The sequence below is a fragment of the Pantoea sp. Ft-CA_14 genome, from assembly GCF_024520875.1.
GTDB classification, from domain to species: Bacteria; Pseudomonadota; Gammaproteobacteria; order Enterobacterales; family Enterobacteriaceae; genus Pantoea; species Pantoea agglomerans.
The window spans coordinates 136,748-160,289 of record NZ_JALNPM010000002.1; the positions used below are offsets into that span (position 1 = coordinate 136,748).

The following is a 23,542-nucleotide window of genomic DNA, read 5'->3' on the forward strand; positions in this document are numbered from 1 at the left end:
GTCCGCGCCAGGGATGGCGCGGCCGATCCGCATGGATGCGGGAATCCTTTGCGATCAGGCATACCTTTCCTGACCTTGCACCTAAATCCAATAGCGATTGTTTTTGCTGTCATACAAAAGACAACCTAAGTCTTTGCTATAACTTAACCCTTTCTTGAACTTGCACTTTCCCCCACCAGCCTGTATTGCTTGTAGCCTGAAAAAACAAAGGTCGCCAGCGCCATGCACATTGCCGAGCTAAACCAACATCCCGGCTTCGCCGGACAAACCGCACAACTGTTGCACACTGAATGGTCACACCTTCCTGCATGGTCTCACCCGCCTGCCATCCTTGAGCGTTTAAAACAGCGCAATCAGAAACCTTCGGCAGAATTTACTCTTATTGCCACACCGGATGGCGAAACGGTGGTCGCGACCTGCAGCGTCATTCGCTATGAACTGGATGACATTCCGGCACGAGAATTCTGGATTGGTGAGGTGGTGACGGACAAGGCATTCCGGGGTCAGGGCGTGGCAAAAGCGTTAATACAGCAGGCGATTGCGCGAGCCAGACAACAGCAGATGGGTGAACTGTGGCTCTATACACCCGATCAACAGGCGTACTATCAGCGTTCAGGATGGCAGGCGGTGGAACAGCGGCAAATCGCGGGTGAAGAAGTTACGGTAATGGTGCTGCCTCTGGCGCAGTAAAAGGCGGCTCCTGCGAGCCGCCATTGATCGGAGTACTGAAGAACTCAGGAAGGTAATCGCTTAACGGGCGCGTTCTGCTGACGATCCCAGATGACCGTCAGTAACCGCTGCAGGGCGATAAACGCAAACAGCAGAATTCCGATGGCGATCTTGGTCCACCAGGAACTCAGCGTACCGTCGAAGTTAATCCAGGTCTGAATCAGCCCCTGAATCAACACACCGAACAGCGTGCCCAAAACTGTACCGACACCACCCGACAGCAGCGTGCCGCCAATCACCACTGACGCGATCGCATCCAGCTCCACACCCAGCCCTGCCAGCGCATAACCTGCCGAGGTATAAATCGAGAACACGATCCCGGCCAGCGTCGCCAGCGTGGTGGAAAGCATATAAATCTTAATGGTGGTCGCACGGGTCGAAACGCCCATCAGCTGGGCGGATGTCATATTGCCACCGATGGCGTAAACCCGGTTACCAAAGCGCGTGCGGTGCGCCAGAATAATCCCGCCAGACACTACCACCAGCATAATCACCGCCAGCAGGCTGAGACGCCCACCGCCCGGCACTTTCCACGCCAGACTGGAAAGCATGCTGTAGAACGGATGATCGATAGGAATTGAGTTCTCCGACACCAGATAACTGCATCCGCGCAGGAAAAACATCCCCGCCAGCGTAATGATAAATGCCGGAATCTTCAGTGCATCGATCAGCCAGCCCATCATGGCGCCGAACAGCGCGCCCAGCGACAGAATCAGCGCAAAGGCCAGCAAGGGATCGATATGAAAATCACCGATCGCCCGGGCAAGAAACACGCCGGTAAAGGCGATCACTGCACCCACCGACAGATCGATACCGCCCGATAAAATCACGAAGGTCATGCCGACGGCGATAATCCCAAGGAAAGCATTATCGGTCAGGATATTGCAGATTACCCGGGTGGAGGCAAAGCCCGGAAACTGACTCAGACAAAACAGGTAACCCGCCACAAACACCAGCAAGGTGATCATCAGCGGAAGATGACGTTTAATCATGTCGGGCGTCTCCGTTTCAACATCGCAATAAACCGTGGTGACTGCAGCAACAGCACGCACATCACCACCACCGCTTTCACCACCTGATTCAGCTCAGGCGGGAAGCCGGAGAGCAAAATCCCGGTATTCATCGACTGAATAATCAGCGCACCGAGCAGCGACAACACCAGATTAAAGCGGCCACCCATCAGCGACGCACCGCCAATCACCACGGCGAGAATCGCATCCAGCTCCAGCCATAATCCGGCGTTATTCGCATCCGCACCGCGAATATCCGCCGCGACGATCAGCCCCGCAACTGCGGCACAAATGCCACTTATGGCGTAGGTTGACATCACCACCAGCCAGCCTGTCACCCCCGCGTTACGGGCCGCGCGCAGATTAATCCCCACAGCTTCGATAAACAGACCCAGCGCGGTTTTGCGCGTCAGCAACCAGACCGCCAGCGCTACCACCAGTGTGATCCAGACCGGGACCGGCAACATCCACAGCGAGCCGTTACCAAACCAGCCAAGACTGTCACTGTCGAACGTCACAATCTGCCCCTGCGTAATCAGCTGAGCGATTCCGCGCCCGGCGACCATCAGAATCAGCGTGGCAACAAATGGCTGAATACGCAGCAGCGCCACCAGCACGCCATTCCATACGCCACAGGCTAAACCGGTTCCCAGCGTGCAGAGAATAATAAACGGCACACCGTGTCCGGCTACGGTCAATGTCGCAGCCGTCGCGCCTGCTATCGCCATCACCGCACCCACGGAAAGATCGATGCCGCCGGTGGCGATCACCAGCGTCATCCCGATCGCCAGCAGGGCAACCGGTGCCGCACGGTTAAGAATATCGATCGGACTGCCGAACAGACGCCCATCCTGCAGATGCACGGCAAAAAAGTTATTGGCCACCAGACTGTCAATCAACAGCACCAACAGCAGCGCGGCGATTTGCGGCATCCCTGGCGGGAGTTTCAGCTTACGACGTGGCGTTTTTTCAGATGTCATAGGGGACTCAAGCATGTTTTACCCCTCCGTCCGCGATAGCATTGACGATCGACGCTACCGAAAGCTGCTCCAGCGGAATTTCTGCCACCTGCTTCAGATCGCGCATAATCAACACCCGATCGGCATAACCGACCAGCTCTTCGAGTTCAGAGGAGATCACCAGCAGCGCCAGACCATCAGCGCACAGGGATTCAATTAAACGGATAATCTCGGCGTGCGCGCCCACATCAATGCCGCGCGTCGGTTCGTCGAGGATTAAAAACTGCGGTTTGGTCACCAGCCAGCGCGACAGCAGCACCTTCTGCTGGTTGCCGCCCGATAACAGCTCCACAGGCTGCTCTGCATGCGGCGTACGAATACCCAGACTCTTGATAAAACGATCGGCAATCGCCTGCTGCTCACGCTTCTTAATTGGCCGTAGCCAGCCGCGCTGCGCCTGCAACGCCAGAATAATATTTTCACGAACCGAGGCCGCGCCGATAATCCCGTCTGTCTTACGGTCTTCCGGGCAAAAACCCATGCCCAGCTGCGAGGCTTTCGCCGGATTAGTAATGCGCTGCACCTTGCCTTTGATCTTTGCTGTTCCTCGGTCGGCACGACGAATACCAAACAACACCTCGGCGGTTTCGGTGCGGCCCGAACCCAGCAGCCCCGCCAGTCCCACGACTTCGCCTGGACGAACTTCCAGGTTAAAGGGCTCAATGGTGCCTTTCCTGCCGTAATCTTCAAACGACACCACCGGCTGATTGCTGCGCAGCGTGCTGCCCTGCCGCTGTAGCGCCGTCTCCAGCAGTTCGCGACCCAGCATCAGCTTAATCAGCTCAATCTGCGGCAGCGTGGCGGTATCGCGGGTGGCGATAAACTGCCCGTTTCGCAGCACGGTAATCCGGTCAGTAATGCGGTACACCTGGTCGAGAAAGTGCGTCACAAAAATCAGGCTCATCCCTTTGGCTTTTAACTGCGCCATCAGGGTAAACAGCATCTCAACCTCGCTGGCATCCAGACTGGCTGTCGGCTCATCCAGGATCAAAACCTGGGCGGAAAGATCGACCGCGCGGCAGATGGCGATAATCTGCTGCATCGCCACCGAGTAGTGGCCCAGCGGACGTGTCACATCAAGGGAAAAACCATAGTTCCGCATCAGCGCATCGGCCTCCCGCACCATCCGGCGACGGTCAATCATGCCAAAGCGGCGTGGTTCGCGGCCAATATAGAGGTTATCTGCCACCGACATGTTCGGCAGCATATTCACTTCCTGATAAACGGTGCCGATGCCCATCTCCTGCGCCTGCGCCGTATTATGCGGCGTAATCGGCTCACCATTCAGGGTGATGGTCCCTGCATCACGGCTGTAAACACCGGTCAGCACTTTAATCAGGGTGGATTTGCCGGCACCGTTCTCCCCCAGCAGCGCCATGATCTCCCCTTTACGGATATCAAAGGAAACATTATTCAGCGCTTTGACGCCGGGAAAACCTTTGCTGACGCCGCTGATGGATAACAGCGGTGTTTCATTTTGCGTGGTCATTCTGCTCACTCCGCCTCACGTCATGAAAAACCGCCCCGTAAGGCGGTCTGCGGCTGGTCTGCGGCTGATCGGTGAATCAGTAACCCATGCCTTTTTTGGTATCCAGCTCCTTCTGCGCGTCGGCAGGCAGGAACAGCTTAGATTCGGTCTTGATCACTTTTGGCGGCAGCGTGCCATCTTTCTTGAATTTTTCCAGCGCATCAAACGCCGGGCCAGCCATGTTTGGCGTCAGCTCCACGTTGGCGTTAGCCTCACCCGCCAGCATCGCTTTATAGATATCCGGTACACCATCAATCGAGCCGGTCAGAATATCTTTGCCCGGTTTCAGGCCAGCTTCTTTAATCGCCTGAATGGCACCGATCGCCATATCATCGTTATGCGCGTAAACCATGCAGATGTTTTTGCCGTTGTTCTCCGCCTTGATAAAGCTCTCCATCACCTCTTTACCCTTACTGCGGGTAAAGTCACCCGACTGCGAGCGGATCACTTTAATGTTTGGATGGTTGCTGATCGCTTCAGCAAAGCCTTTCTTACGATCGATTGCCACGCTGGCACCCACCGTGCCCTGCAGTTCCACCACGTTACACTGCTTGTCGCCCACGGTTTTCACCAGCCAGTCGCCAATCAGCTTGCCTTCCAGCACGTTGTCAGCCGTCACCACCGCCTGATAGAGCGATTTGTCTTTTACCACAATGGCGCGGTCCAGCAGGTAAACCGGGATTTTGGCATCTTTGGCTTCTTCCAGTACCGGCTCCCAGCCGGTCTGCACCACCGGTGCGATGAAGATGGCATCAACGCCCTGAGCGATGAACGAACGTACCGCCTTGATCTGATTCTCTTGTTTCTGCTGTCCGTCGGCGATTTTCAGGGTGATTCCGCGTTTTTTGGCTTCGCTTTTCGCTACGTTGGTTTCCGCCGAACGCCAGCCAGATTCCGAACCTACCTGCGAGAAGCCGACCGTCATATCTGCAGCGAGTACCGGGCCGGTTAACGCGGCGCTGACCAGCGTGGTCAGAAGTAAACGTTTCCACATAGTTTTTAATCCTCTGAAAGGCGTTTGCTGTTTAGGGTAGAGAGCCTGCTTAGACTGGACTAAAAAAGCGTGCATAATGGCGACACACTTCACAAAACAGAGCAATTTAAAGGGGTTACGTGTAGTCACACGGTTTGGCTGACGAGGGAGCTATGGATAAAACGGCTGAGTAGAAAAAATCTGCTCGTTAAATAATTGTAATAAACAGAATCGCTTATGCTTACTGCCACTGGAAACGATTACAGCCAGGCGTACAAAACGGGTTATCCGGCCTGCGATGAACAAAAAATGGGATTTGTGATAGTCCGCACAGTAGATCGCTGGCCTGAGTCAGGGGCGAAACGTTTCTCTGGCACTAAGTGCAGAATGGTTAATTTTTTTGGGCTAAAAGGGTGAGAAAGAAGCCACTAATGCATTGTCAGCGCTGAATAAGAAAAAAATAATATTTAACCTCTGCTTTTAAACGCTTTATGCCGGCTCTGTCCGTAATAAGTTAGTGAGGTGTTTAAGATAGAGACGCTGAGTTGCTGGCTCAGACAATAGTAAAAAAGCCAGATATGGAGTTTTAGTGACTAATAAGGTGCTTTTATCTGATTTTCGCCTTTTTTAAGCCGCATGATCTGGACAGCATAAGCTTGCCCCCTATACTGAGCACTCCTTTGTTACTTCTATCTGTTATGGCAATGATGACTGCGCACGATTACCTGCTTAAATTCCGCAAAGTAAATAATTCAGACAGTCTGGAAAAGCTTTTCGATCATCTTAATTACTCCCTGACGAATGATCTGGAAATCATCAATATGTACCGGGCTGCCGATCACCGACGTGCTGAATTGGTCTCTGGCGGACGGTTATATGATCTCGGCTGTGTCCCTAAAACGGTGTGGCGCTACGTGGTCTGATTTTCGGCTGATTTATCGCTGTTTATCCCGCTGATCTTGTCCGGATGGGCGTGCCCCTCTGGACATGTTATTCTGCTGCGCTTCGACTCCCTGAGACAGGAATAACCACGATGAATGAACAGGTTGCTGCGCCGCGTATTGGTGGCTGGCTTTTGCTGCCGCTGGCCTGGCTGATAATGACCCTGTTAACCACCGTTCTGGTGCTGGCGATGTATCTGACACCACTGTTTAATCCGGAATGGCGTGTGGCGCTGTTTTCTCACGGCAGCACACTCTTCTCTTACTGGGCTATTTCCCTGCTCACCGCCGTGGCGGTCTGGGCTTATAGTCTCTGGATCAGCTGGCTGTTCTTTAAGCGCTCCCGCCGCCTGCCGCGTCACTACCTGCTCTGGCTGCTGATTACCGTGCTGCTGGCGCTGAAAACCTTTGCCTTTACGCCGGTTACCGATAGCCGTGCCCTCCAGACATTACTGCTGTCACTGCTGGCCGCTGCGGTGTTTGCGCCCTACTTCAAACGCTCAAAACGGGTAAAAACGACCTTTATCGCGCCATAACGCTGTGAGTTATGTCAGGAATTTAATTCTGAGTGCGGTCTGCCGCTCAGCAGATGGCGCAGGTGTTGAGATACGCCGCGCTATCAATGATAATAAGCCGCTTTCTGGCTCCCAGGCGAAAAAATGACCGATTATCTGCTTCTCTTTGTTGGCACCGTGCTGGTGAATAACTTCGTCTTAGTGAAGTTTCTCGGCCTGTGTCCTTTTATGGGCGTTTCCAAAAAACTGGAAACGGCGATTGGCATGGGCCTCGCCACGACATTCGTCATTACCCTGGCCTCGATCTGCGCATGGCTGGTCAACCATCTGATCCTGCTGCCGCTGGATCTGGTCTATCTGCGTACCATGGCCTATATCCTGGTGATCGCCGTCGTGGTGCAGTTCACCGAAATGGTGGTGCGTAAAACCAGCCCGTCGCTCTATCGTCTGCTGGGTATCTTTCTGCCGCTGATCACCACCAACTGTGCGGTGCTGGGCGTACCTCTGCTGAGCGTCAACCTTAACCACACCTTTATGCAGGCCGCGCTGTATGGTTTCAGTGCCTCTATCGGCTTCTCGCTGGTGATGGTGCTGTTCGCCGGTATGCGCGAGCGGCTTGTGCTGGCTAATGTTCCTGCCCCGTTTAAAGGCAACTCCATCGCCCTGATTACCGCGGGCCTGATGGCGCTGGCATTTATGGGCTTCAGCGGTCTGGTGAAATTCTGATGACCGCGATCTGGATTGCTGTTGCCGTATTAAGTGCGCTGAGCCTGGTGTTCGGCGCGCTGCTGGGTTACGCCTCGCGCCGCTTTGAGGTCGAAGAAGATCCTATCGTTGAGCAGATTGATGCCATTCTGCCGCAGAGCCAGTGCGGTCAGTGTGGCTATCCGGGTTGTCGCCCCTATGCGGATGCGGTCGGTAACAATGGTGAAGCGATCAATAAATGCGCGCCAGGTGGTGAGCAGACCATGCTCAAGCTGGCAGCCCTGCTTAACGTTGAACCGCAGCCGATTGATGGCGATGAAACGGCGAAAGAGCCGGTGCGCACCGTGGCGTTTATTGATGAAGCCAACTGCATTGGCTGCACCAAATGTATTCAGGCTTGTCCGGTAGATGCCATTGTCGGGGCAACCCGCGCCATGCACACCGTGCTGAGCGATGTCTGCACCGGCTGCGATCTCTGTGTCGCGCCCTGCCCGACTGACTGTATTGAAATGCGTCCGGTTGCCACCACGCCAGCTAACTGGAAGTGGGATTTAAATACCATTCCTGTACGGGTGATCCCGGTAGAAACTCATGCTTAATCTGTTTAACTTCCTGAAAAAAGATAAGGTCTGGGATTTTCAGGGTGGTATTCATCCGCCGGAAATGAAAACCCAGTCCAACGGCACGCCGCTCTCCGAACTGCCGTTGCCGCACCGTTTTATTATCCCGCTGAAACAGCATATCGGACATGAAGGTGAGATCTGCGTTGCGCCTGGCGACAAAGTGCTGCGCGGTCAGCCTCTGACATTTGGCACTGGCCGCATGCTGCCAGTCCACGCGCCCACCTCCGGCGTGATTGAAGATATCGGTCAGCATATGACCGCGCACCCTTCAGGTCTCTCTGAGCTTTGCATTTTCCTGACGCCAGATGGCGACGACCGCTGGATGCCGCTGGATCCGCTGCCTGACTACCGGCAGCATCCGCGCGCCGACATTGTGCAGCGTATTCACGACGCCGGCATTGCCGGTCTCGGCGGCGCGGGTTTCCCCACCGCCACCAAACTGAAGGGCGGCCTGCGCGGGGTTAAAACCCTGATTATTAACGCGGCGGAGTGTGAACCTTATATCACCGCTGACGATCGTCTGATGCAGGACTACGCTGCCGAAGTCCTGGAAGGCAGCCGTATTCTCGCCTGGGTGTTACAGGCTGAACAGGTGCTGATTGGCATTGAAGATAACAAGCCTGAAGCCATTGCCGCACTGAAGCAGGCGCTGGGTAGCGAGCGCGATCTGCACATCCGGGTCATCCCGACCAAATATCCCTCCGGCGGTGCCAAGCAGCTGACCCGAATCCTGACCGGGAAGGAAGTGCCGCACGGCGGACGTTCCTCCGATATCGGCGTGCTGATGCAGAACGTCGGCACCGCCTGGGCGGTTAAGCGGGCCATTATTAATGGTGAACCGATCACCGAACGCGTTGTGACGCTGACCGGCGAGGCGATCGCCCAGCCGCGTAACGTCTGGAGTCGTCTCGGCACCCCGATCAGCCATCTGTTGTACCATGTCGGGTTCACGCCTGCGCCGCGTCAGATGGTGATCATGGGCGGTCCGCTGATGGGCTTTACTCTGCCATCGCTGGATGTGCCGGTGGTGAAGATCACCAACTGTATTCTTGCCCCGTCTGCCAGTGAGATGGGCAACAACGACGAAGAGCAGTCCTGCATTCGCTGTTCAGCCTGTGCCGATGCCTGTCCGGCCAAACTGCTGCCGCAGCAGCTTTACTGGTACAGCCAGGGCGGCGATCACGATAAAGCGCGCGCTCACCATATTGATGACTGCATCGAATGTGGTGCCTGCGCCTATGTCTGCCCGAGCAACATTCCGCTGGTGCAATATTACCGTCAGGAAAAAGCGGAACTGCGCGCCATCGATCTGGAAGCGAAACGCACGCTGGAAGCCAAAGCACGCTTCGAAGCCCGTCAGGCGCGACTGGAGCGTGAAAAGCAGGCTCGTGAAGCGCGTCATGAAGAGGCGAAGCAACGCGTTGCCCGCACCGATACCAGCGAACTGGCTGCGGCCAAAGCGCGGGTGAAAGCCCGCCAGGCGGCCGAACCGGATGAGGCAACGCTTGAAGCCCAGCGTGAAGCCCGCCATGCGCAGGCGCGTCTGCGTCAGGCCGAGGCGCAGGCTGAAACCCAGCCGGTGACGCGTCAGACCGTCGATCCGCGTAAAGCGGCGGTTGAAGCGGCTATTGCCCGGGCGAAAGCGAAGAAAACAGTGCCGGTTGAGGCGGCGGATAACCAGGCTGAGGCCAGTGTCGATCCGCGTAAATCGGCAGTAGAAGCCGCCATTGCCCGCGCCAAAGCGAAGAAAGCCGCTCAGGCTGAAGGCACCGAGGCACCGCAGGCCGCAACCGACAGCGCTGCAGAAGCCGTGCCAGACGCCGCCGCTGAGACCGATCCGCGTAAAGCCGCGGTTCAGGCTGCCATTGCCCGCGCCAAAGCGAAGAAAGCCGCACAGGCTGAAGGCGCCGAGGCACCGCAGGCCGCAACCGACAAAACTGCAGAAGCCGCGACAGACGCCGCCGCTGAGACCGATCCGCGTAAAGCCGCGGTTCAGGCCGCTATCGCCCGCGCCAAAGCGAAGAAAGCCGCACAGGCTGAAAACGCCGAGGCACCACAGGCCGCAGGCGACAGCGCTGCAGAAGCCGTGCCAGACGCTGCCGCTGAGACCGATCCGCGTAAAGCCGCGGTTCAGGCCGCTATCGCCCGCGCTAAAGCGAAGAAAGCCGCACAGGCTGAAAATGCCGAGGCACCACAGGCCGCAACCGACAGCACTGCAGACGCCGCGCCGGACGCCGCCGCTGAAAGTGATCCGCGTAAAGCCGCGGTTCAGGCTGCCATCGCCCGTGCCAAAGCGAAGAAAGCCGCACAGGCTGAAAACGCCGAGGCACCACAGGCCGCAACCGACAGCACTGCAGACGCCGCACATGACGCCGCCGCTGAGACCGATCCGCGTAAAGCCGCGATTCAGGCCGCCATCGCCCGCGCCAAAGCGAAGAAAGCCGCTCAGGCGGAAAGTGAGGCGGATGCCGCTTCACGTGATGCCGCAGCACTGGCTACCGCCGCGCATTTTGCGGTGGATAAAGCGGAGCAGGCCCAGGAGCAGGCAAACAACGCCAATGCAGAACCTGAACAGGCACCTGAACTGAATCAACCCGATGATGCGCGCAAGGCCGCTATTGCTGCCGCCATCGCCCGTGCCAAAGCGCGTAAAGCGCAGTCGTCTACGACGCTTGAGGATTAAATGGCTTTTCGTATCGCAAGTTCTCCTTACACCCATAATCGCCGCAGCACCGGCAATATCATGCTGCTGGTGGTGCTGGCCGCGGTGCCAGGTTTTGCTGCACAGTGTTATTTCTTTGGCTACGGCACCTTTTTACAGGTCTTACTGGCGACGCTGACCGCCTGGCTGACAGAGGCAGCAATTCTGCGACTGCGCAAAGCGCCCGTTGCCAGTACCCTCGCGGATAACTCGGCGCTGCTGACCGCCGTCCTGATCGGTATCAGCCTGCCGCCGCTGGCGCCGTGGTGGCTGGTGGTGATCGGTACCCTGTTTGCTGTTGTCATTGCGAAACAGCTCTATGGCGGACTGGGTCAGAACCCGTTTAACCCGGCGATGGTGGGCTATGTGGTCCTGCTCATCTCCTTCCCGGTGCAGATGACCAGCTGGTTGCCGCCCGATACGCTTCAGGCGATCAAATCCGGGCTGATGGACAGCCTGAGCATGGTGTTCCAGGGCCACACGCTGGCGGGTGAAACCATGCAGCAGTTACAGATGGGTTTTGATGGCATCAGCCAGGCGACGCCGCTTGATACGTTTAAAACCGGTTTACGCGCGGGGCACAGTGCTGAACATCTGCTGGCGCAGCCGATTTACAGCGGCGTGCTGGCGGGCCTCGGCTGGCAGTGGGTTAACGTGGGTTATCTGGCCGGCGGCCTGTTCCTGCTTTGGAAAAATGCTATCCGCTGGCATGTCCCTGCCGCCATGCTGCTGTCACTGGCCTTCTGCGCGACGCTGGGCTGGTTCTTCTCACCAGAATCGCTGAACAGCCCGCTGATTCATCTTTTCTCCGGTGCCACCATGCTGGGTGCGTTCTTCATTGCCACCGATCCGGTGACCGCTTCAACCACCAACCGTGGCCGCCTGGTGTATGGCGCGCTGATTGGACTACTGGTCTGGCTGATCCGCAGTTTTGGCGGTTATCCCGATGGCGTAGCGTTTGCTGTGCTGCTGGCGAACATCTGCGTGCCGCTCATCGATTACTACACCCAGCCGCGCGTTTACGGCCATCAGAAGGATTAAGCGATGCTGGAGACGATTCGCAAAAACGGGGTTACGCTGGCGATTTTTGCTGCGATCACTACCGCCGCCACGGCAGTGGTAAATACGGTAACCAAGCCGACGGTGGAACATCAGACCCTGTTGCAGCAGAAAAACCTGCTGGACCAGGTGGTGCCTGTTGAGCTTTATGACAACAACATCCAGCAGGACTGTTACGTTGTCACGGATGCAGCGCTGGGCAACAGTGCGCCGCATCATCTCTTCCTGGCGCGTAAAGGCGGCCAGCCGGTCGCGGCTGCGCTGGAGACGACTGCACCTGACGGCTATTCTGGTGCGATACAGATGCTGGTCGGTGCCGATTTCCAGGGTAAAGTATTGGGCGTGCGGGTGATTGAACACCACGAAACGCCCGGTCTGGGGGATAAGATCGAACTGCGTATCTCTGACTGGATCAACAGCTTTAATGGCAAAGTGGTTCATGGTCCGGCGGATAAAGCTTTTGCGGTTAAAAAAGATGGCGGTGAATTCGATCAGTTCACCGGTGCCACCATTACCCCACGCGCGGTGGTCAATGCGACCAAACGCACCGCGCTGTTAATGAAAACGCTTCCGGAGAGACTCTCTTCGTTACCGGTATGTGGAGACGCAAATGAGTGAAGCTAAAAGCCTGCTGGTCGGTGGATTATGGAAGAACAACTCAGCGCTGGTGCAGCTGCTGGGCCTCTGTCCGCTGCTGGCGGTTACGGCAACCGCCACCAACGCGCTGGGTTTAGGTCTGGCGACCACGCTGGTGCTGACCCTGACTAACAGTTTTATTTCCGCCTCGCGCCGCTGGGTGCCATCGGAAATTCGTATCCCGATATATGTGATGATCATCGCCTCGGTAGTGAGCTGTGTACAGATGCTGATCAACGCCTATGCCTATGGTCTTTATCAGTCGCTGGGAATTTTTATCCCGCTGATCGTGACCAACTGCATCGTGGTTGGCCGTGCTGAAGCCGTCGCCTCTAAAAGCAGCATCCCGCTTGCCGCGCTGGATGGCTTCGCCATCGGCATGGGCGCGACCTGCGCCATGGTGGTGCTGGGATCGCTGCGCGAAATTATCGGCAGTGGCACGCTGTTTAACGGTGCCGACCAGCTGCTCGGTCCCTGGGCGAAGTCGCTGCGTATCGAAGTGGTCCATTTCGACTCGCCAATGTTGCTGGCGATGCTGCCGCCAGGCGCCTTTATCGGCCTGGGCATGATGCTGGCCGGAAAATATCTGATCGATCAGAAGATGAAACAGCGGGCAGCACTGCGTGCTCAGGCGGCTGAAACCGCGCCGCCTCAGGACGCTGTCGGGAAACCGGTGTGAATCAGACCAAACGCACCGAAATTCTCCGTCGGCTGCAGCAGAATAATCCGCATCCGACCACCGAACTCAACTTCAGCACGCCGTTTGAGTTGCTGATCGCGGTGCTGCTCTCGGCGCAGGCGACCGATGTCAGCGTGAACAAAGCCACCGCAAAGCTCTATCCGGTGGCCAATACGCCTGCCGCGATGCTGACGCTGGGTGTGGATGGCGTGAAGGAGTACATTAAAACCATCGGCCTGTTTAACAGCAAAGCGGAAAATGTGATTAAAACCTGCCGCATTTTGCTTGAGCAGCACAACGGCGAAGTGCCGGAAGATCGTGCGGCACTGGAAGCCCTGCCCGGTGTCGGCCGTAAAACCGCCAATGTGGTGCTCAACACCGCCTTTGGCTGGCCGACGATTGCCGTCGATACCCATATCTTTCGCGTCAGCAACCGGACGAAATTTGCGCCGGGTAAGAATGTGGAAGAGGTGGAGCAGAAGCTGCTGAAGGTGGTTCCGGCGGCGTATAAGGTTGATTGCCATCACTGGCTGATTCTGCACGGTCGCTACACCTGCGTAGCGCGTAAACCCCGCTGTGGCTCCTGCCTGATTGAAGATCTCTGTGAGTATCCCGACAAAGTCGAGTGATTGCACTGATGAAAGACCCGCTGCGGCGGGTTTTTTATTATCCGGCGATCACTTCTGCTAACGCGTCTCCTGCCCGATCCCCCTTTTCGCTGCTCTCCCTGTTCGTACGAATAACAGTACAGTTTGTCGGGTTGTTACATTGATGTTGATGATGGAAAATCGCCGCCCCTGACGATAAGAAAATGTTATGACACAGTGAGTAAAGTAATGAACAAAAGCGCTTCTGCCGGAAGCCATCCTCTGCGCCTGTTTCTGGCGCGCCTCTGGCCACATCCGCTGGCAGTGAGTAAAAAGCATGTGGTGATCGCCGGACTGGGTGCCGGTATCGGCTTGATCCTGACCAGCCTGCTGAGCCACTGGGTGCTGGGCGAGCTGAACCTGTGGTTTGTCGCGCCGGTCGGTGCCTCGGCGGTTTTACTCTTTGGTCTGCCCGCCAGTCCGCTGGCTCAGCCGTGGGCAATCGTCGGCGGCAACAGCCTGTCAGCGCTGGCGGGCGTTACCGTCAGCCAGCTAATCCCTGATCCTGCCCTTGCCTGCGGCGTCGCAGCCTGTGTGGCGATCCTGTTAATGTTCCAGCTGCGCTGTCTGCATCCGCCCGGCGGTGCCGTTGCGCTGACCGCTATTCTGGGCGGCCCTTCGGTGCAGCAGCTTGGATATCACTTCGTCCTGACGCCGATCCTGCTCAATTCACTGACCCTCGCCCTGCTGGCTCTGCTGTTTAATAATCTGGCCGGTCGTCGCTATCCGCATCCGCTGGCCCCGGAAGAAGTTAAACCCGATCCGGTAGCCATGCCGGTGCCGCTGACGCGCGCCGATCTGCATCAGGCTTTGCAGGACGGTGAACTGCTGGATATTGACGAGGATGATTTGCAGGCGCTGCTGCTGCGTGCTGAAGAGATTGCCCAGCGCCGTCAGTTCAGTGGCTGAAACCTGTCTGCCCGCAATGGCACATCTTTCACTGTCGGCGCGACTTCTGGCATTCAGGTCTCCCCTGAACCCTGGTCCTGAGAAGTTGATCGCTGCCACAGTTTTACTCTGCCGCTTCGCCCACGCCACTCCGTAACATATTGATAACACAACCGTCCAGGCCGTACGCCCATCGTCTCCTGGGCGGATGCCCATAGAGCTGGCTTATTCAGCGCCCTACACTTTGCTCTTCTTTACGTTTCTCACGAGGAAGACCGATGGATAGCGCCTTGTCCCCGCAGCACGATGAGCTGATCGCCTCCGCCATCAAAAAGTTCTTCACCCATATCATCCCGATGCTGGTGGTGATGCTGATTATTAACCAGATAGACCGCGCCAATATTGGCTTTATCAAAGCGGAGTTGCGAACCGATGCCGGGATCAGCGCGGCGGCCTTTGGGCTGGGCGCGGGCCTCTTTTTTATCGGCTATGCGCTGTTTGAGGTGCCGAGCAACCTGATGATGAAGCGCTTCGGCGCCCGCGTCTGGCTGACGCGCATCATGATAACCTGGGGACTGGTGGTGGTCCTGACCGGTTTCGTCACCTCACCGATCCAGTTTTACCTGCTGCGTTTTTTACTTGGCGTAGCGGAAGCAGGCTTCTTTCCTGGCGTGCTGTTCTATTTTCGTCAGTGGGTGCCCAATGCCTGGCGCGGCCGCGCCACCGCGATGGTGCTGAGTGCCACCGCTGGCGCCTTTCTCTTCTCCGGCCCCATCACCGGCGCGATCCTGATGATGCACAATTTCATGGGGATTGCAGGCTGGAAGTGGGTGATGTTTCTCGAAGGCGGTGCGTCGGTGCTGGTCGGCATTCTCGCCGCCTGGGTGCTGGTGTCACGACCTGGCGAGGCGCGCTGGCTGAGTGCTGCGGAGAAACAGGCGCTGGTGCAGCAGCTGCAGAATGAAGAGACGCAGCGTGACGAGCTTAACCGCGAGCCAGGCAAGATGTCGCTGCTACGTAATCGCAGCCTGCTGTTCTTCTGCGCGATCTTTTTCACTATGACCATGACCGGCTATACGCTGGTGTTCTGGCTGCCGCAGATTATTCAGCGTATTCAGGGCTTCAGCAGTTTTGGCATCGGCATTCTTACCGCCGTGCCCTGGCTGTGCGCCATTATTGCCATTAACCTGCTGAGCCGCTTTTCAGACCGCCACCGCGACAAGCTCGATAAAGCGCTGGGTGTCGCCATGCTGGTCGCGGCCTGCGGCACCTTTATGGCCACGCTGGGTTCCCCGTGGTTTGGCTTCCTGGCGATGATCGTGGCCTGTATCGGCTCGAAAGTCAGCGCGACCTTTTTCTGGCCGATGCCACAGGGAGAGCTGCCCGCCTCGATTGTCGCGCCGGGCATTGCGCTGGTGAATTCCGTTGGCAACCTTGGCGGCTTCTTCGCACCGACGGTGTTTGGCTATCTGGAGATGAAGACCGGCTCCACTACCGGCGGTCTCTATGCCCTGACCAGCGTCTCGCTGCTGACCGGGCTGTGGCTGCTGCTGCGCCGCAAGCCATCCCCGCCTTCCCTTGATCCTATGGAGAATCAACATGTCAGACAGTCCAGTCATTAAAACAATGCGGGTAGTGCCGGTCGCCGGATATGACAGCATGCTGCTGAACATTGGCGGCGCACACAACTGCTACTTTACCCGTATCCTGGTGATCCTGACTGACTCGGCTGGCCGTACCGGCGTCGGCGAAAGTCCCTGTCACGCTTCAACGCTGGCGCTGCTTGAGCGCTTTCGTCCGCAGATTGAGGGCAGCGAACTCCTGCGGCTGAATGCCACTATCGCCACGCTGTTTGCCAGCGACGCACGACACCAGCAGACCGCGCATACCGACGACATTCATATTCCGCAGATGAACCCGGAGAAGTTTTACAACGCCACCGCGGCGATTGAAGCGGCGCTGCTTGATCTGCTGGGTCAGCACCTGAATCTGCCGGTGGCCGAGTTACTTGCCAGCGGCAAGCAGCGCGATCGGGTGCCGGTCCTTGGCTATCTGTTCTATATCGCCGACCGTAATCTGACCAGCATGAACTATCAGGCGGGCCACGCGGGTGGTGATGCCTGGCTGCAACTGCGTCATGAGAAAGCGATGGACGCGGAAGGCGTGGTGCGGCTGGCGGAGGCGGCAGCGGATCGCTATGGCTTCCGCGATTTCAAACTCAAGGGCGGTGTGCATCACGGCGAAGTGGAAGTGGAGACGGTCAACGCCCTGCTGGCGCGCTTCCCGCAGGCCCGGGTAACGGTTGATCCCAACGCCAGCTGGTCGCTGGATGAGGCCATTTATTATGGCAAACAGCTGGCGGGCCGCATCCCCTATCTGGAAGATCCCTGCGGCGCGGAGCATGGCTATTCCGGTCGGGAAACGCTGGCAGAATTCAGGCGGGCCACCGGCATTCCGGTTGCCACGAATATGATCGCCAATGACTGGCGACAGTTGCAGCATGCGCTGCAGCTGAATGCCATCGACATTCCTCTGGCCGACCCACACTTCTGGACGATGCGTAACGCACACACCGTGGCGCAGCTCTGCCATGAGTGGGGCCTGACCACCGGCTGCCACTCAAACAACCACTTTGACGTGTCGCTGGCGATGGTGGCGCATCTGGGGGCCGCCGCACCCGGTGATCGCCTGACCGCCTTTGATACCCACTGGATCTGGCAGGATGGGCAGCAGCTGACGCAGCGTGCGCCGCAGATTCGGGATGGCTATCTGGAACTGCCAGAGGGGCCAGGGCTGGGGATTACCCTGAATATGGAACGGGTTGAAGCGGCACATGCGCTCTACAACTCCCTACCGGACAAAAACCGAAACGATGCGCTGGGCATGCAGTTTCTGATCGATAACTGGTCCTTTAACGCAAAACGTCCGGCCATGCTGCGCTGATACACATCATCCTGTGACAGTGTCACAGGATGATTGCGTTTAGCGTTGCGCCAGCGCCGCCTGCATCCAGGCAATCACCAGCGGAGAATCTTTGTCCTGCAGGGCGGCGCGTTCCGACTGAAACAGCGTCGCGACATAGAATGGGTGATCCGGAAGCTCAACGCCACGCACATCGCCCGCGTTGTCCCAGGCAGTAATGCGCAGCGTATTATCGCCCAGCGCTGCACTGAATTCCGGGTTAACACCAAAGTTACAGTGATAACCTTCATCACTCTCCAGCGCGCCATAGGCTCTGGCAATGCGTGACCCGGGTCCGAACCTCACCGCGCCGCGCTGTTCCACCAGCGAGCAGCTCAGCGGGGCAATCACCATCCTTCCCTCGGTGTCTGTCTCGGCATGACTGGCATCCTGCCAGCCCAGTACGTTGCGCGCATATTCGATCAGCGCATACTGGAATCCACCGCAGGAGCCAAGAAAAGGCTTTCCGGTTTCACGCACCCAGCGGAGTGTGTCAAACACGCCGGCATCATTTCGATAGGGGCTACCGGGCACCACCCAGACGGCGTCGCTGAGTTGCAGTTCTGACTCATCCAGTCGGTCAGTGGCGATCCACTCCGCTTCAGCGTTGATATTCAGCCAGCGGGCAGCACGTTCAATAGCAAGGGGGATAGCCTGATGGGCAACCGCATCGGCGCGGTAGTCACCAACCAGAGATAAACGCAGGGGGGACGACATAAACAGATCCTTCTCGGGGAAATTGAGAGGTTACAGTAATGTTAATTTTCTGTCGAGGGCGAGCTGAAAGCGGATTATCGCGATACGTTTTTTAACACGCACGGGCGGCTTTTCACCGGCAGGCTGAGCTGATTTTTATCTTGCCTGCGCCTGCGAGCCCCCTCAGCTCCCGCGTCAGACGAGACGACGCAACCGGTTTCTTTTTTTCCTTTCTGAAATAAATCATCTGTTTGTGCACAGGATCATCATTTGACGGTTTTTCCGGCAATGCCAGGCGTGTAATGTCCGATAATTCGGCAGATTGACTGTGAATTAATCAGCAACCTGCCGTTAGTGCTGCCTGATTATCATTCAGCAAACTATTTATCTGGTTAATCACGCATTAGCAGTTAATGTTAATACTCTCCAGTGCGAGGCGCTTATCCAGCGTTTATGCGCTGCTATTTTCACTACACTCAAAATTAAAAACCAATTAACAGTTTGCTATAAGTTTTTTAACCCAACATTCCAGGGTCAGGCGGGTTGTCAGAAAATTCTTGCCCTGCCGCCCGTAATCAGCCAAATTAGTCGCCGCTTTTCCCTTCTAATAACAATCTTGCGCATGGAAAACTCACATGACGCGGACTTAATTCCTGTCCCGAAACAGGGTATGAAAAAACTGAGGTACATGTGTCAACTGCAAACAAACACACTGATGAGGCTGTCAGTCTCAATGCGTTTAAACAGCCGAAGGCGTTCTACTTAATCTTCTCGATTGAGTTATGGGAACGTTTTGGCTTCTATGGCCTGCAGGCCATTATGGCGGTTTACCTGGTGAAGCAACTGGGATTGTCTGAATCAGACTCCATTACCCTGTTCTCTTCATTCAGTGCGCTGGTGTATGGTCTGGTCGCGATTGGCGGCTGGCTCGGTGATAAGGTGCTGGGTACCAAACGCGTCATCGTGCTGGGTGTCCTGGTGCTGGCGCTGGGCTATGCGCTGGTGGCGTTCTCCGGTCATAACGTCAGCATTGTCTACATCGGTATGGCGACCATCGCGGTGGGTAGCGGCCTGTTTAAGGCAAACCCCTCTTCGCTGCTCTCTACCTGCTATGACAAAGATGATCCGCGTCTCGACGGCGCTTTCACCATGTTCTATATGTCGATCAACATCGGTTCACTCTTCTCAATGATGCTGACACCGTGGTTAGCGGCGAAATATGGTTATAGCGTAGCCTTCTCACTGTGCGTTATCGGTCTGATCATCACCCTGTTTAACTTCCTGTTCTGCAAACGCATGGTTAAGGATTACGGTTCTAAACCCGATTTCGCTCCGTTGCAGATCGGAAAACTGCTGATGACGCTGGTCGGCATCGTCGTACTGATCGCACTGGCCAACTGGATGCTGCATCACCAGTCTATCGCACGACTGGTGCTGGCGGTGATTGCCCTGGGTATCGTGCTGGTGTTTGCCAAAGAGGCCTTTGCACTGCAGGGTGCGGCACGTCGTAAGATGATTGTTGCCTTCCTGCTGATGGTCGAAGCGATTCTGTTCTTCGTGCTTTATATGCAGATGCCAACGTCACTCAACTTCTTTGCTATCCGCAACGTTGAGCACACCATTCTCGGCATTACTTTTGCCCCCGAGCAGTTCCAGGCACTTAACCCGTTCTGGATTATGCTGGCCAGTCCGCTGCTGGCGGCGCTCTATAACAAGCTGGGCGATAAACTGCCTATGCCGCACAAGTTTGCCTTTGGTATGGTGCTCTGCTCCGCTGCGTTCCTGGTGCTGCCGGTGGGTGCGAAGTTCGCCAGCGATGCCGGTATCGTTTCCGTTAACTGGCTGATCCTGAGCTATGCGCTGCAGAGTATCGGTGAGCTGATGATCTCTGGCCTCGGCCTGGCGATGGTGGCACAGCTGGTGCCTCAGCGTCTTATGGGCTTTATCATGGGTTCCTGGTTCCTGACTACCGCTGGCGCGGCGGTGATCGCCGGTAAAGTGGCAAACCTGATGGCCGTGCCTGAAAACGTTACCGATCCACTGATTTCGCTGGCGACCTACAGCCGCGTATTCCAGCAGATTGGTATCGTGACGGCGGTGATCGCCCTGCTGATGCTGATTACGGCGCCGATGCTGAACCGCATGGCGCAGGATCCTGACGCGAAAAAAAATAACGTGCAGGCGTAATTCACGCTGCACTTCAGCTAAGCCGGGCTCTGCCCGGTTTTTTTTATGGCTTGCCGCAACGCCCTTCGCAGATCCCTGATCTTTGTCACTGGTAATCCCGCTTTGACTCTTTACTATGCAAGGATCCCATTGCAACAAGGAGTACCTGGTCATGAAACTGTTTTGCAAAGCGGGTGCCTGCTCTCTCTCACCCCATATTGTTATGCGTGAATGCGGACTCGACTTCACTCAGGTGAGTGTTGATCTGGCCACAAAAATCACTGAACGGGGCGATGACTTCCGCCAAATCAATCCTAAAGGCCAGGTGCCCGCGCTGCAGCTCAGCGACGGTTCTGTGCTGACGGAAGGCGTCGCCATTGTTCAGTACCTGGCGGATCTGAAGCCCGATCGCCATCTGCTGGCACCGGTTGGCAGCCTGACGCGTTATCACACCGTGGAGTGGCTCAGCTACATCGGCAGTGAGCTGCATAAAAGCTTTGGGCCACTGTTTCGCCCCGGTTACTCCGATGAGGTGAAAGCACAGACCCGCAGCCAGCTGGAAGCAAAATTCCGCTATGTCGATGAGTCACTGCGCGACAAACAGTGGCTGATGGGGCTGCATTTCAGCGTGGCGGATGCCTATCTGTTTGTGGTGACGCGCTGGGCAAAAGCGCTGGGACTGGATTTATCCGGCTTTACGGCGCTGGGCGCGTGGTTTGATCGTGTCGCGGAACGTCCTGCGGTGCAGGCGGCGCTTAAAGCGGAAGGCTTAGCCTGAGTCAACAGGGCCGGTTATCCGGCCCTGATGCGTTACAGTTTTTCTGCCGCGAAGTGCTGCGTCGGCGTGGCGATGGCATCCTGTGCCGCCACCAGCTGCAGTTCATATTCGCCCATCTGATGGGTTTTCAGCATCACCTCGTACACCGCTGCGGTGACATGCTCCAGCGCATCCTGTAATGATTTGCCGTGCAGCAGATTCACCAGCAGCAGACCGCTGGTGAGATCGCCCACGCCGACCGGCTGACGGACACCGAAATCGACCAGCGGACGGCTGATGTGCCAGGCATCTTCCGCCGTCACCAGCAGCATTTCAAAGCGATCGCTGCGACGACCCGCACGCGCCAGATGCTTCACCAGCACCACGCGTGGTCCCTGGGCAATCAGTGCCCGCGCAGCGTCTACCGCCGCGTCGACGTCTGTGACGGTGCGCTCGCTCAGCATCTCCAGTTCAAGCAGGTTCGGAGCGATAATGTCGCTGGCAGGCATCGCCATTTTACAGTGAAACTCCGCCACACCCGGCGCCACGATGCAGCCTTTTTCCGGATGGCCCATGACCGGATCGCAGAAGTACCAGGCATTCGGGTTGGCCGCTTTGACCTGACGGACAATCTGCAGAATCTGCTCGCCCTGCTCTGCCGAGCCCAGATATCCGCTCAGGACCGCGTCACAGGTCTTCAGGCGGTCGATGTCAGCAATGCCTTTAACAATGTCGGTTAAATGCGTTGCAGGCATCACCGTGCCGGTCCAGTGGCCATATTGCGTATGGTTGGAAAACTGCACGGTATTCAGCGGCCAGACGTTTGCGCCCATACGGCGCATCGGAAACTCAGCCGCCGCGTTACCGGCGTGACCAAAAACAACGTGCGACTGAATCGCTAAAATATTTTTCACTTGTTTGCCCTGTCCTGCCTTGCCATAAAAAAGGGCCGGAAACCGGCCCTGAAATCTTACTGCCAGTTAATCAGGCAGTAATGTTTCTTGCCGCGACGCAGCAGCGTATAGCGGTTAAACAGTTTGTCACTGTCGCTGAAGCGGTACTCCGCATCGGACTGCTTTTCACCGTTCAGTGAAACGGCATTGGAGCCGATCATGGTGCGCGCCTGCCCACGGGACGGCACCAGCTCTGCTTTCACCAGCGCCTGCTGCAGATCATCGTCAGCGCCCAGCACGATAGTTGGCATACCATCCTGCGCCAGCTGTTCAAAATCGGCTTCGGTCATTTCGCTGACGGATCCGGAGAAGAGGCTGGCAGTAATGCGTTTCGCCGCAGACAGACCCGCTTCGCCATGCACCAGACGCGTCACCTGCTCAGCCAGCACGTACTGCGCACGTGGCGCGGTGCCGCTGTTTTTGTCCTCTTCTTCCAGCGCGTTGATCTCTTCCATGCTCAGGAAGGTGAAGAACTTCAGGAAGCGATAGACGTCAGCATCCGCGGTGTTGATCCAGAACTGATAGAACTTGTACGGGCTGGTTTTCTTCGCATCCAGCCAGACTGCGCCGCCTTCGGTTTTACCGAATTTGGTGCCGTCAGACTTGGTGATCAGCGGAACGGTCAGGCCAAAGACCTGGTTCTGATGCAGACGACGGGTCAGATCGATACCGGAGGTGATGTTGCCCCACTGATCAGAACCACCAATCTGCAGGGACACACCGTGCAGCTCGTTCAGACAGGCGAAGTCATAGCCCTGCAGCAGATTATAGGAGAACTCGGTAAAGGAGATGCCCTGATCGTCACGGTTCAGACGCTGCTTCACCGCTTCTTTGTTGATCATCTGGTTAACGGAGAAGTGCTTGCCGATATCACGCAGGAAGGTCAGCACGTTCATGCCGCCAAACCAGTCGTAGTTGTTGGCAGCGATGGCGCTGTTGCTGCCGCAATCGAAGTCGAGGAATGGCGCCACCTGCTGGCGGATCTTTTCAACCCATTCGTTGACGGTTTCACTGGTATTAAGTTTACGCTCTGCGGCTTTGAAGCTCGGGTCACCAATCAGGCCGGTTGCACCACCGACCAGCGCCACCGGCTTGTGGCCGGCATCCTGAAAACGCTTCAGGCAGAGCAGCGGTACCAGATGGCCCAAATGCAAGCTGTCAGCAGTGGGGTCAAAGCCGCAATAGAGCGAAATTGGCCCCTGCGCCAGTTTCTCTGTTAACGCGTCTTCATCCGTCACCTGGGCGATTAGGCCCCTCTCCTGCAATTGTTGTATCAGGTTACTGCTGGTCATTACTGACTCCAAATTGATCAGACTGCACCTATGCTGGTACACAGCTTTCCGCTGAGTTGCGGAA

Annotated in this window: 22 protein-coding genes; 15 read left to right on the forward strand and 7 right to left on the reverse strand. The window is 56.7% G+C overall.

Going from position 1 to position 23,542, the window contains the following annotated elements; genetic code table 11:
• Positions 1 to 222 precede the first annotated feature (222 nt).
• On the forward strand, positions 223 to 690 hold the full coding sequence (locus NR195_RS03820) for a GNAT family N-acetyltransferase (RefSeq protein ID WP_010670081.1): 468 nt from the start codon (positions 223 to 225) through the stop codon (positions 688 to 690).
• Positions 691 to 734: 44 nt separating this feature from the next.
• Here the strand turns inward: NR195_RS03820 and yjfF are convergent, their stop codons facing one another.
• The 4 genes from yjfF to ytfQ form a co-directional block, all read right to left on the reverse strand.
• Positions 735 to 1,721 carry a galactofuranose ABC transporter, permease protein YjfF gene (yjfF, locus tag NR195_RS03825; protein ID WP_010245373.1) on the reverse strand — a complete coding sequence of 329 codons (987 nt, stop codon included), beginning with the start codon at positions 1,719 to 1,721 and terminating at the stop codon, positions 735 to 737.
• Positions 1,718 to 2,734: a galactofuranose ABC transporter, ATP-binding protein YtfT gene (ytfT, locus tag NR195_RS03830; protein WP_256844145.1), complete on the reverse strand. Its 1,017-nt coding sequence runs from the start codon at positions 2,732 to 2,734 to the stop codon at positions 1,718 to 1,720. Before ytfT ends, yjfF begins: the two co-directional genes overlap by 4 nt.
• Complete coding sequence (locus NR195_RS03835; protein ID WP_010245377.1) at positions 2,727 to 4,247, reverse strand: sugar ABC transporter ATP-binding protein; 1,521 nt, start codon at positions 4,245 to 4,247, stop codon at positions 2,727 to 2,729. Before NR195_RS03835 ends, ytfT begins: the two co-directional genes overlap by 8 nt.
• A 76-nt stretch (positions 4,248 to 4,323) precedes the next feature.
• Positions 4,324 to 5,280, reverse strand: coding sequence for a galactofuranose ABC transporter, galactofuranose-binding protein YtfQ (gene ytfQ, locus NR195_RS03840; RefSeq protein ID WP_010245380.1), 957 nt, complete (start codon positions 5,278 to 5,280; stop codon positions 4,324 to 4,326).
• Positions 5,281 to 5,966: 686 nt separating this feature from the next.
• On the opposite strand from ytfQ, the gene ydgT reads away from it, so the two are divergent.
• The 12 genes from ydgT (at position 5,967) to NR195_RS03900 (ending at position 17,596) form a co-directional block, all read left to right on the forward strand.
• Positions 5,967 to 6,182, forward strand: a complete 216-nt coding sequence (gene ydgT, locus NR195_RS03845) for a transcription modulator YdgT (protein ID WP_003853427.1) — start codon at positions 5,967 to 5,969, stop codon at positions 6,180 to 6,182.
• A gap of 110 nt (positions 6,183 to 6,292) precedes the next feature.
• Entirely contained in the window at positions 6,293 to 6,736 is a 444-nt protein-coding gene (locus tag NR195_RS03850; RefSeq protein ID WP_010245382.1) for a DUF2569 domain-containing protein, read from the forward strand.
• Between the two features lie 123 nt (positions 6,737 to 6,859).
• Positions 6,860 to 7,441: an electron transport complex subunit RsxA gene (gene rsxA / locus NR195_RS03855; protein WP_003853423.1), complete on the forward strand. Its 582-nt coding sequence runs from the start codon at positions 6,860 to 6,862 to the stop codon at positions 7,439 to 7,441.
• Positions 7,441 to 8,019: an electron transport complex subunit RsxB gene (gene rsxB, locus NR195_RS03860; RefSeq protein WP_010245386.1), complete on the forward strand. Its 579-nt coding sequence runs from the start codon at positions 7,441 to 7,443 to the stop codon at positions 8,017 to 8,019. The genes rsxA and rsxB overlap by 1 nt, the downstream gene beginning before the upstream one ends.
• Positions 8,012 to 10,726 (forward strand): electron transport complex subunit RsxC, encoded by a 2,715-nt coding sequence (gene rsxC / locus NR195_RS03865; RefSeq protein WP_256844146.1) that lies wholly within the window; start codon positions 8,012 to 8,014, stop codon positions 10,724 to 10,726. Before rsxB ends, rsxC begins: the two co-directional genes overlap by 8 nt.
• A complete protein-coding gene (gene rsxD, locus NR195_RS03870) occupies positions 10,727 to 11,785 on the forward strand; it encodes an electron transport complex subunit RsxD (protein WP_256844147.1) in 1,059 nt (352 codons plus the stop codon).
• Positions 11,786 to 11,788: 3 nt separating this feature from the next.
• The gene (gene rsxG, locus NR195_RS03875) at positions 11,789 to 12,421 is read left to right on the forward strand and encodes an electron transport complex subunit RsxG (RefSeq protein ID WP_010245397.1); all 633 of its coding nucleotides are present in this window, start codon (positions 11,789 to 11,791) and stop codon (positions 12,419 to 12,421) included.
• Positions 12,414 to 13,118, forward strand: a complete 705-nt coding sequence (locus NR195_RS03880; RefSeq protein WP_010245400.1) for an electron transport complex subunit E — start codon at positions 12,414 to 12,416, stop codon at positions 13,116 to 13,118. The genes rsxG and NR195_RS03880 overlap by 8 nt, the downstream gene beginning before the upstream one ends.
• The gene (gene nth, locus NR195_RS03885) at positions 13,115 to 13,747 is read left to right on the forward strand and encodes an endonuclease III (RefSeq protein ID WP_250488572.1); all 633 of its coding nucleotides are present in this window, start codon (positions 13,115 to 13,117) and stop codon (positions 13,745 to 13,747) included. Before NR195_RS03880 ends, nth begins: the two co-directional genes overlap by 4 nt.
• 207 nt (positions 13,748 to 13,954) lie before the next feature.
• Positions 13,955 to 14,674 (forward strand): HPP family protein, encoded by a 720-nt coding sequence (locus NR195_RS03890; RefSeq protein WP_010670074.1) that lies wholly within the window; start codon positions 13,955 to 13,957, stop codon positions 14,672 to 14,674.
• Between the two features lie 257 nt (positions 14,675 to 14,931).
• The gene (locus tag NR195_RS03895) at positions 14,932 to 16,275 is read left to right on the forward strand and encodes an MFS transporter (protein ID WP_111533766.1); all 1,344 of its coding nucleotides are present in this window, start codon (positions 14,932 to 14,934) and stop codon (positions 16,273 to 16,275) included.
• Positions 16,253 to 17,596, forward strand: a complete 1,344-nt coding sequence (locus NR195_RS03900) for an enolase C-terminal domain-like protein (RefSeq protein WP_010670072.1) — start codon at positions 16,253 to 16,255, stop codon at positions 17,594 to 17,596. Before NR195_RS03895 ends, NR195_RS03900 begins: the two co-directional genes overlap by 23 nt.
• 39 nt (positions 17,597 to 17,635) lie before the next feature.
• Here NR195_RS03900 and NR195_RS03905 read toward each other — a convergent pair whose 3' ends face one another.
• Positions 17,636 to 18,331 (reverse strand): CTP synthase, encoded by a 696-nt coding sequence (locus NR195_RS03905; protein WP_250488573.1) that lies wholly within the window; start codon positions 18,329 to 18,331, stop codon positions 17,636 to 17,638.
• Positions 18,332 to 19,000: 669 nt separating this feature from the next.
• Here NR195_RS03905 and dtpA point away from each other — a divergent pair.
• Together dtpA and gstA are read left to right on the forward strand one after the other, a co-directional pair.
• On the forward strand, positions 19,001 to 20,497 hold the full coding sequence (gene dtpA / locus NR195_RS03910) for a dipeptide/tripeptide permease DtpA (RefSeq protein ID WP_010245419.1): 1,497 nt from the start codon (positions 19,001 to 19,003) through the stop codon (positions 20,495 to 20,497).
• A 151-nt stretch (positions 20,498 to 20,648) separates the two neighbouring features.
• On the forward strand, positions 20,649 to 21,254 hold the full coding sequence (gstA, locus tag NR195_RS03915) for a glutathione transferase GstA (RefSeq protein ID WP_033757533.1): 606 nt from the start codon (positions 20,649 to 20,651) through the stop codon (positions 21,252 to 21,254).
• Between the two features lie 32 nt (positions 21,255 to 21,286).
• Here the strand turns inward: gstA and pdxY are convergent, their stop codons facing one another.
• Complete coding sequence (gene pdxY, locus NR195_RS03920) at positions 21,287 to 22,147, reverse strand: pyridoxal kinase PdxY (protein ID WP_010245428.1); 861 nt, start codon at positions 22,145 to 22,147, stop codon at positions 21,287 to 21,289.
• A gap of 56 nt (positions 22,148 to 22,203) precedes the next feature.
• Complete coding sequence (gene tyrS / locus NR195_RS03925; RefSeq protein ID WP_010245429.1) at positions 22,204 to 23,478, reverse strand: tyrosine--tRNA ligase; 1,275 nt, start codon at positions 23,476 to 23,478, stop codon at positions 22,204 to 22,206.
• Between the last annotated feature and the right edge of the window lie 64 nt (positions 23,479 to 23,542).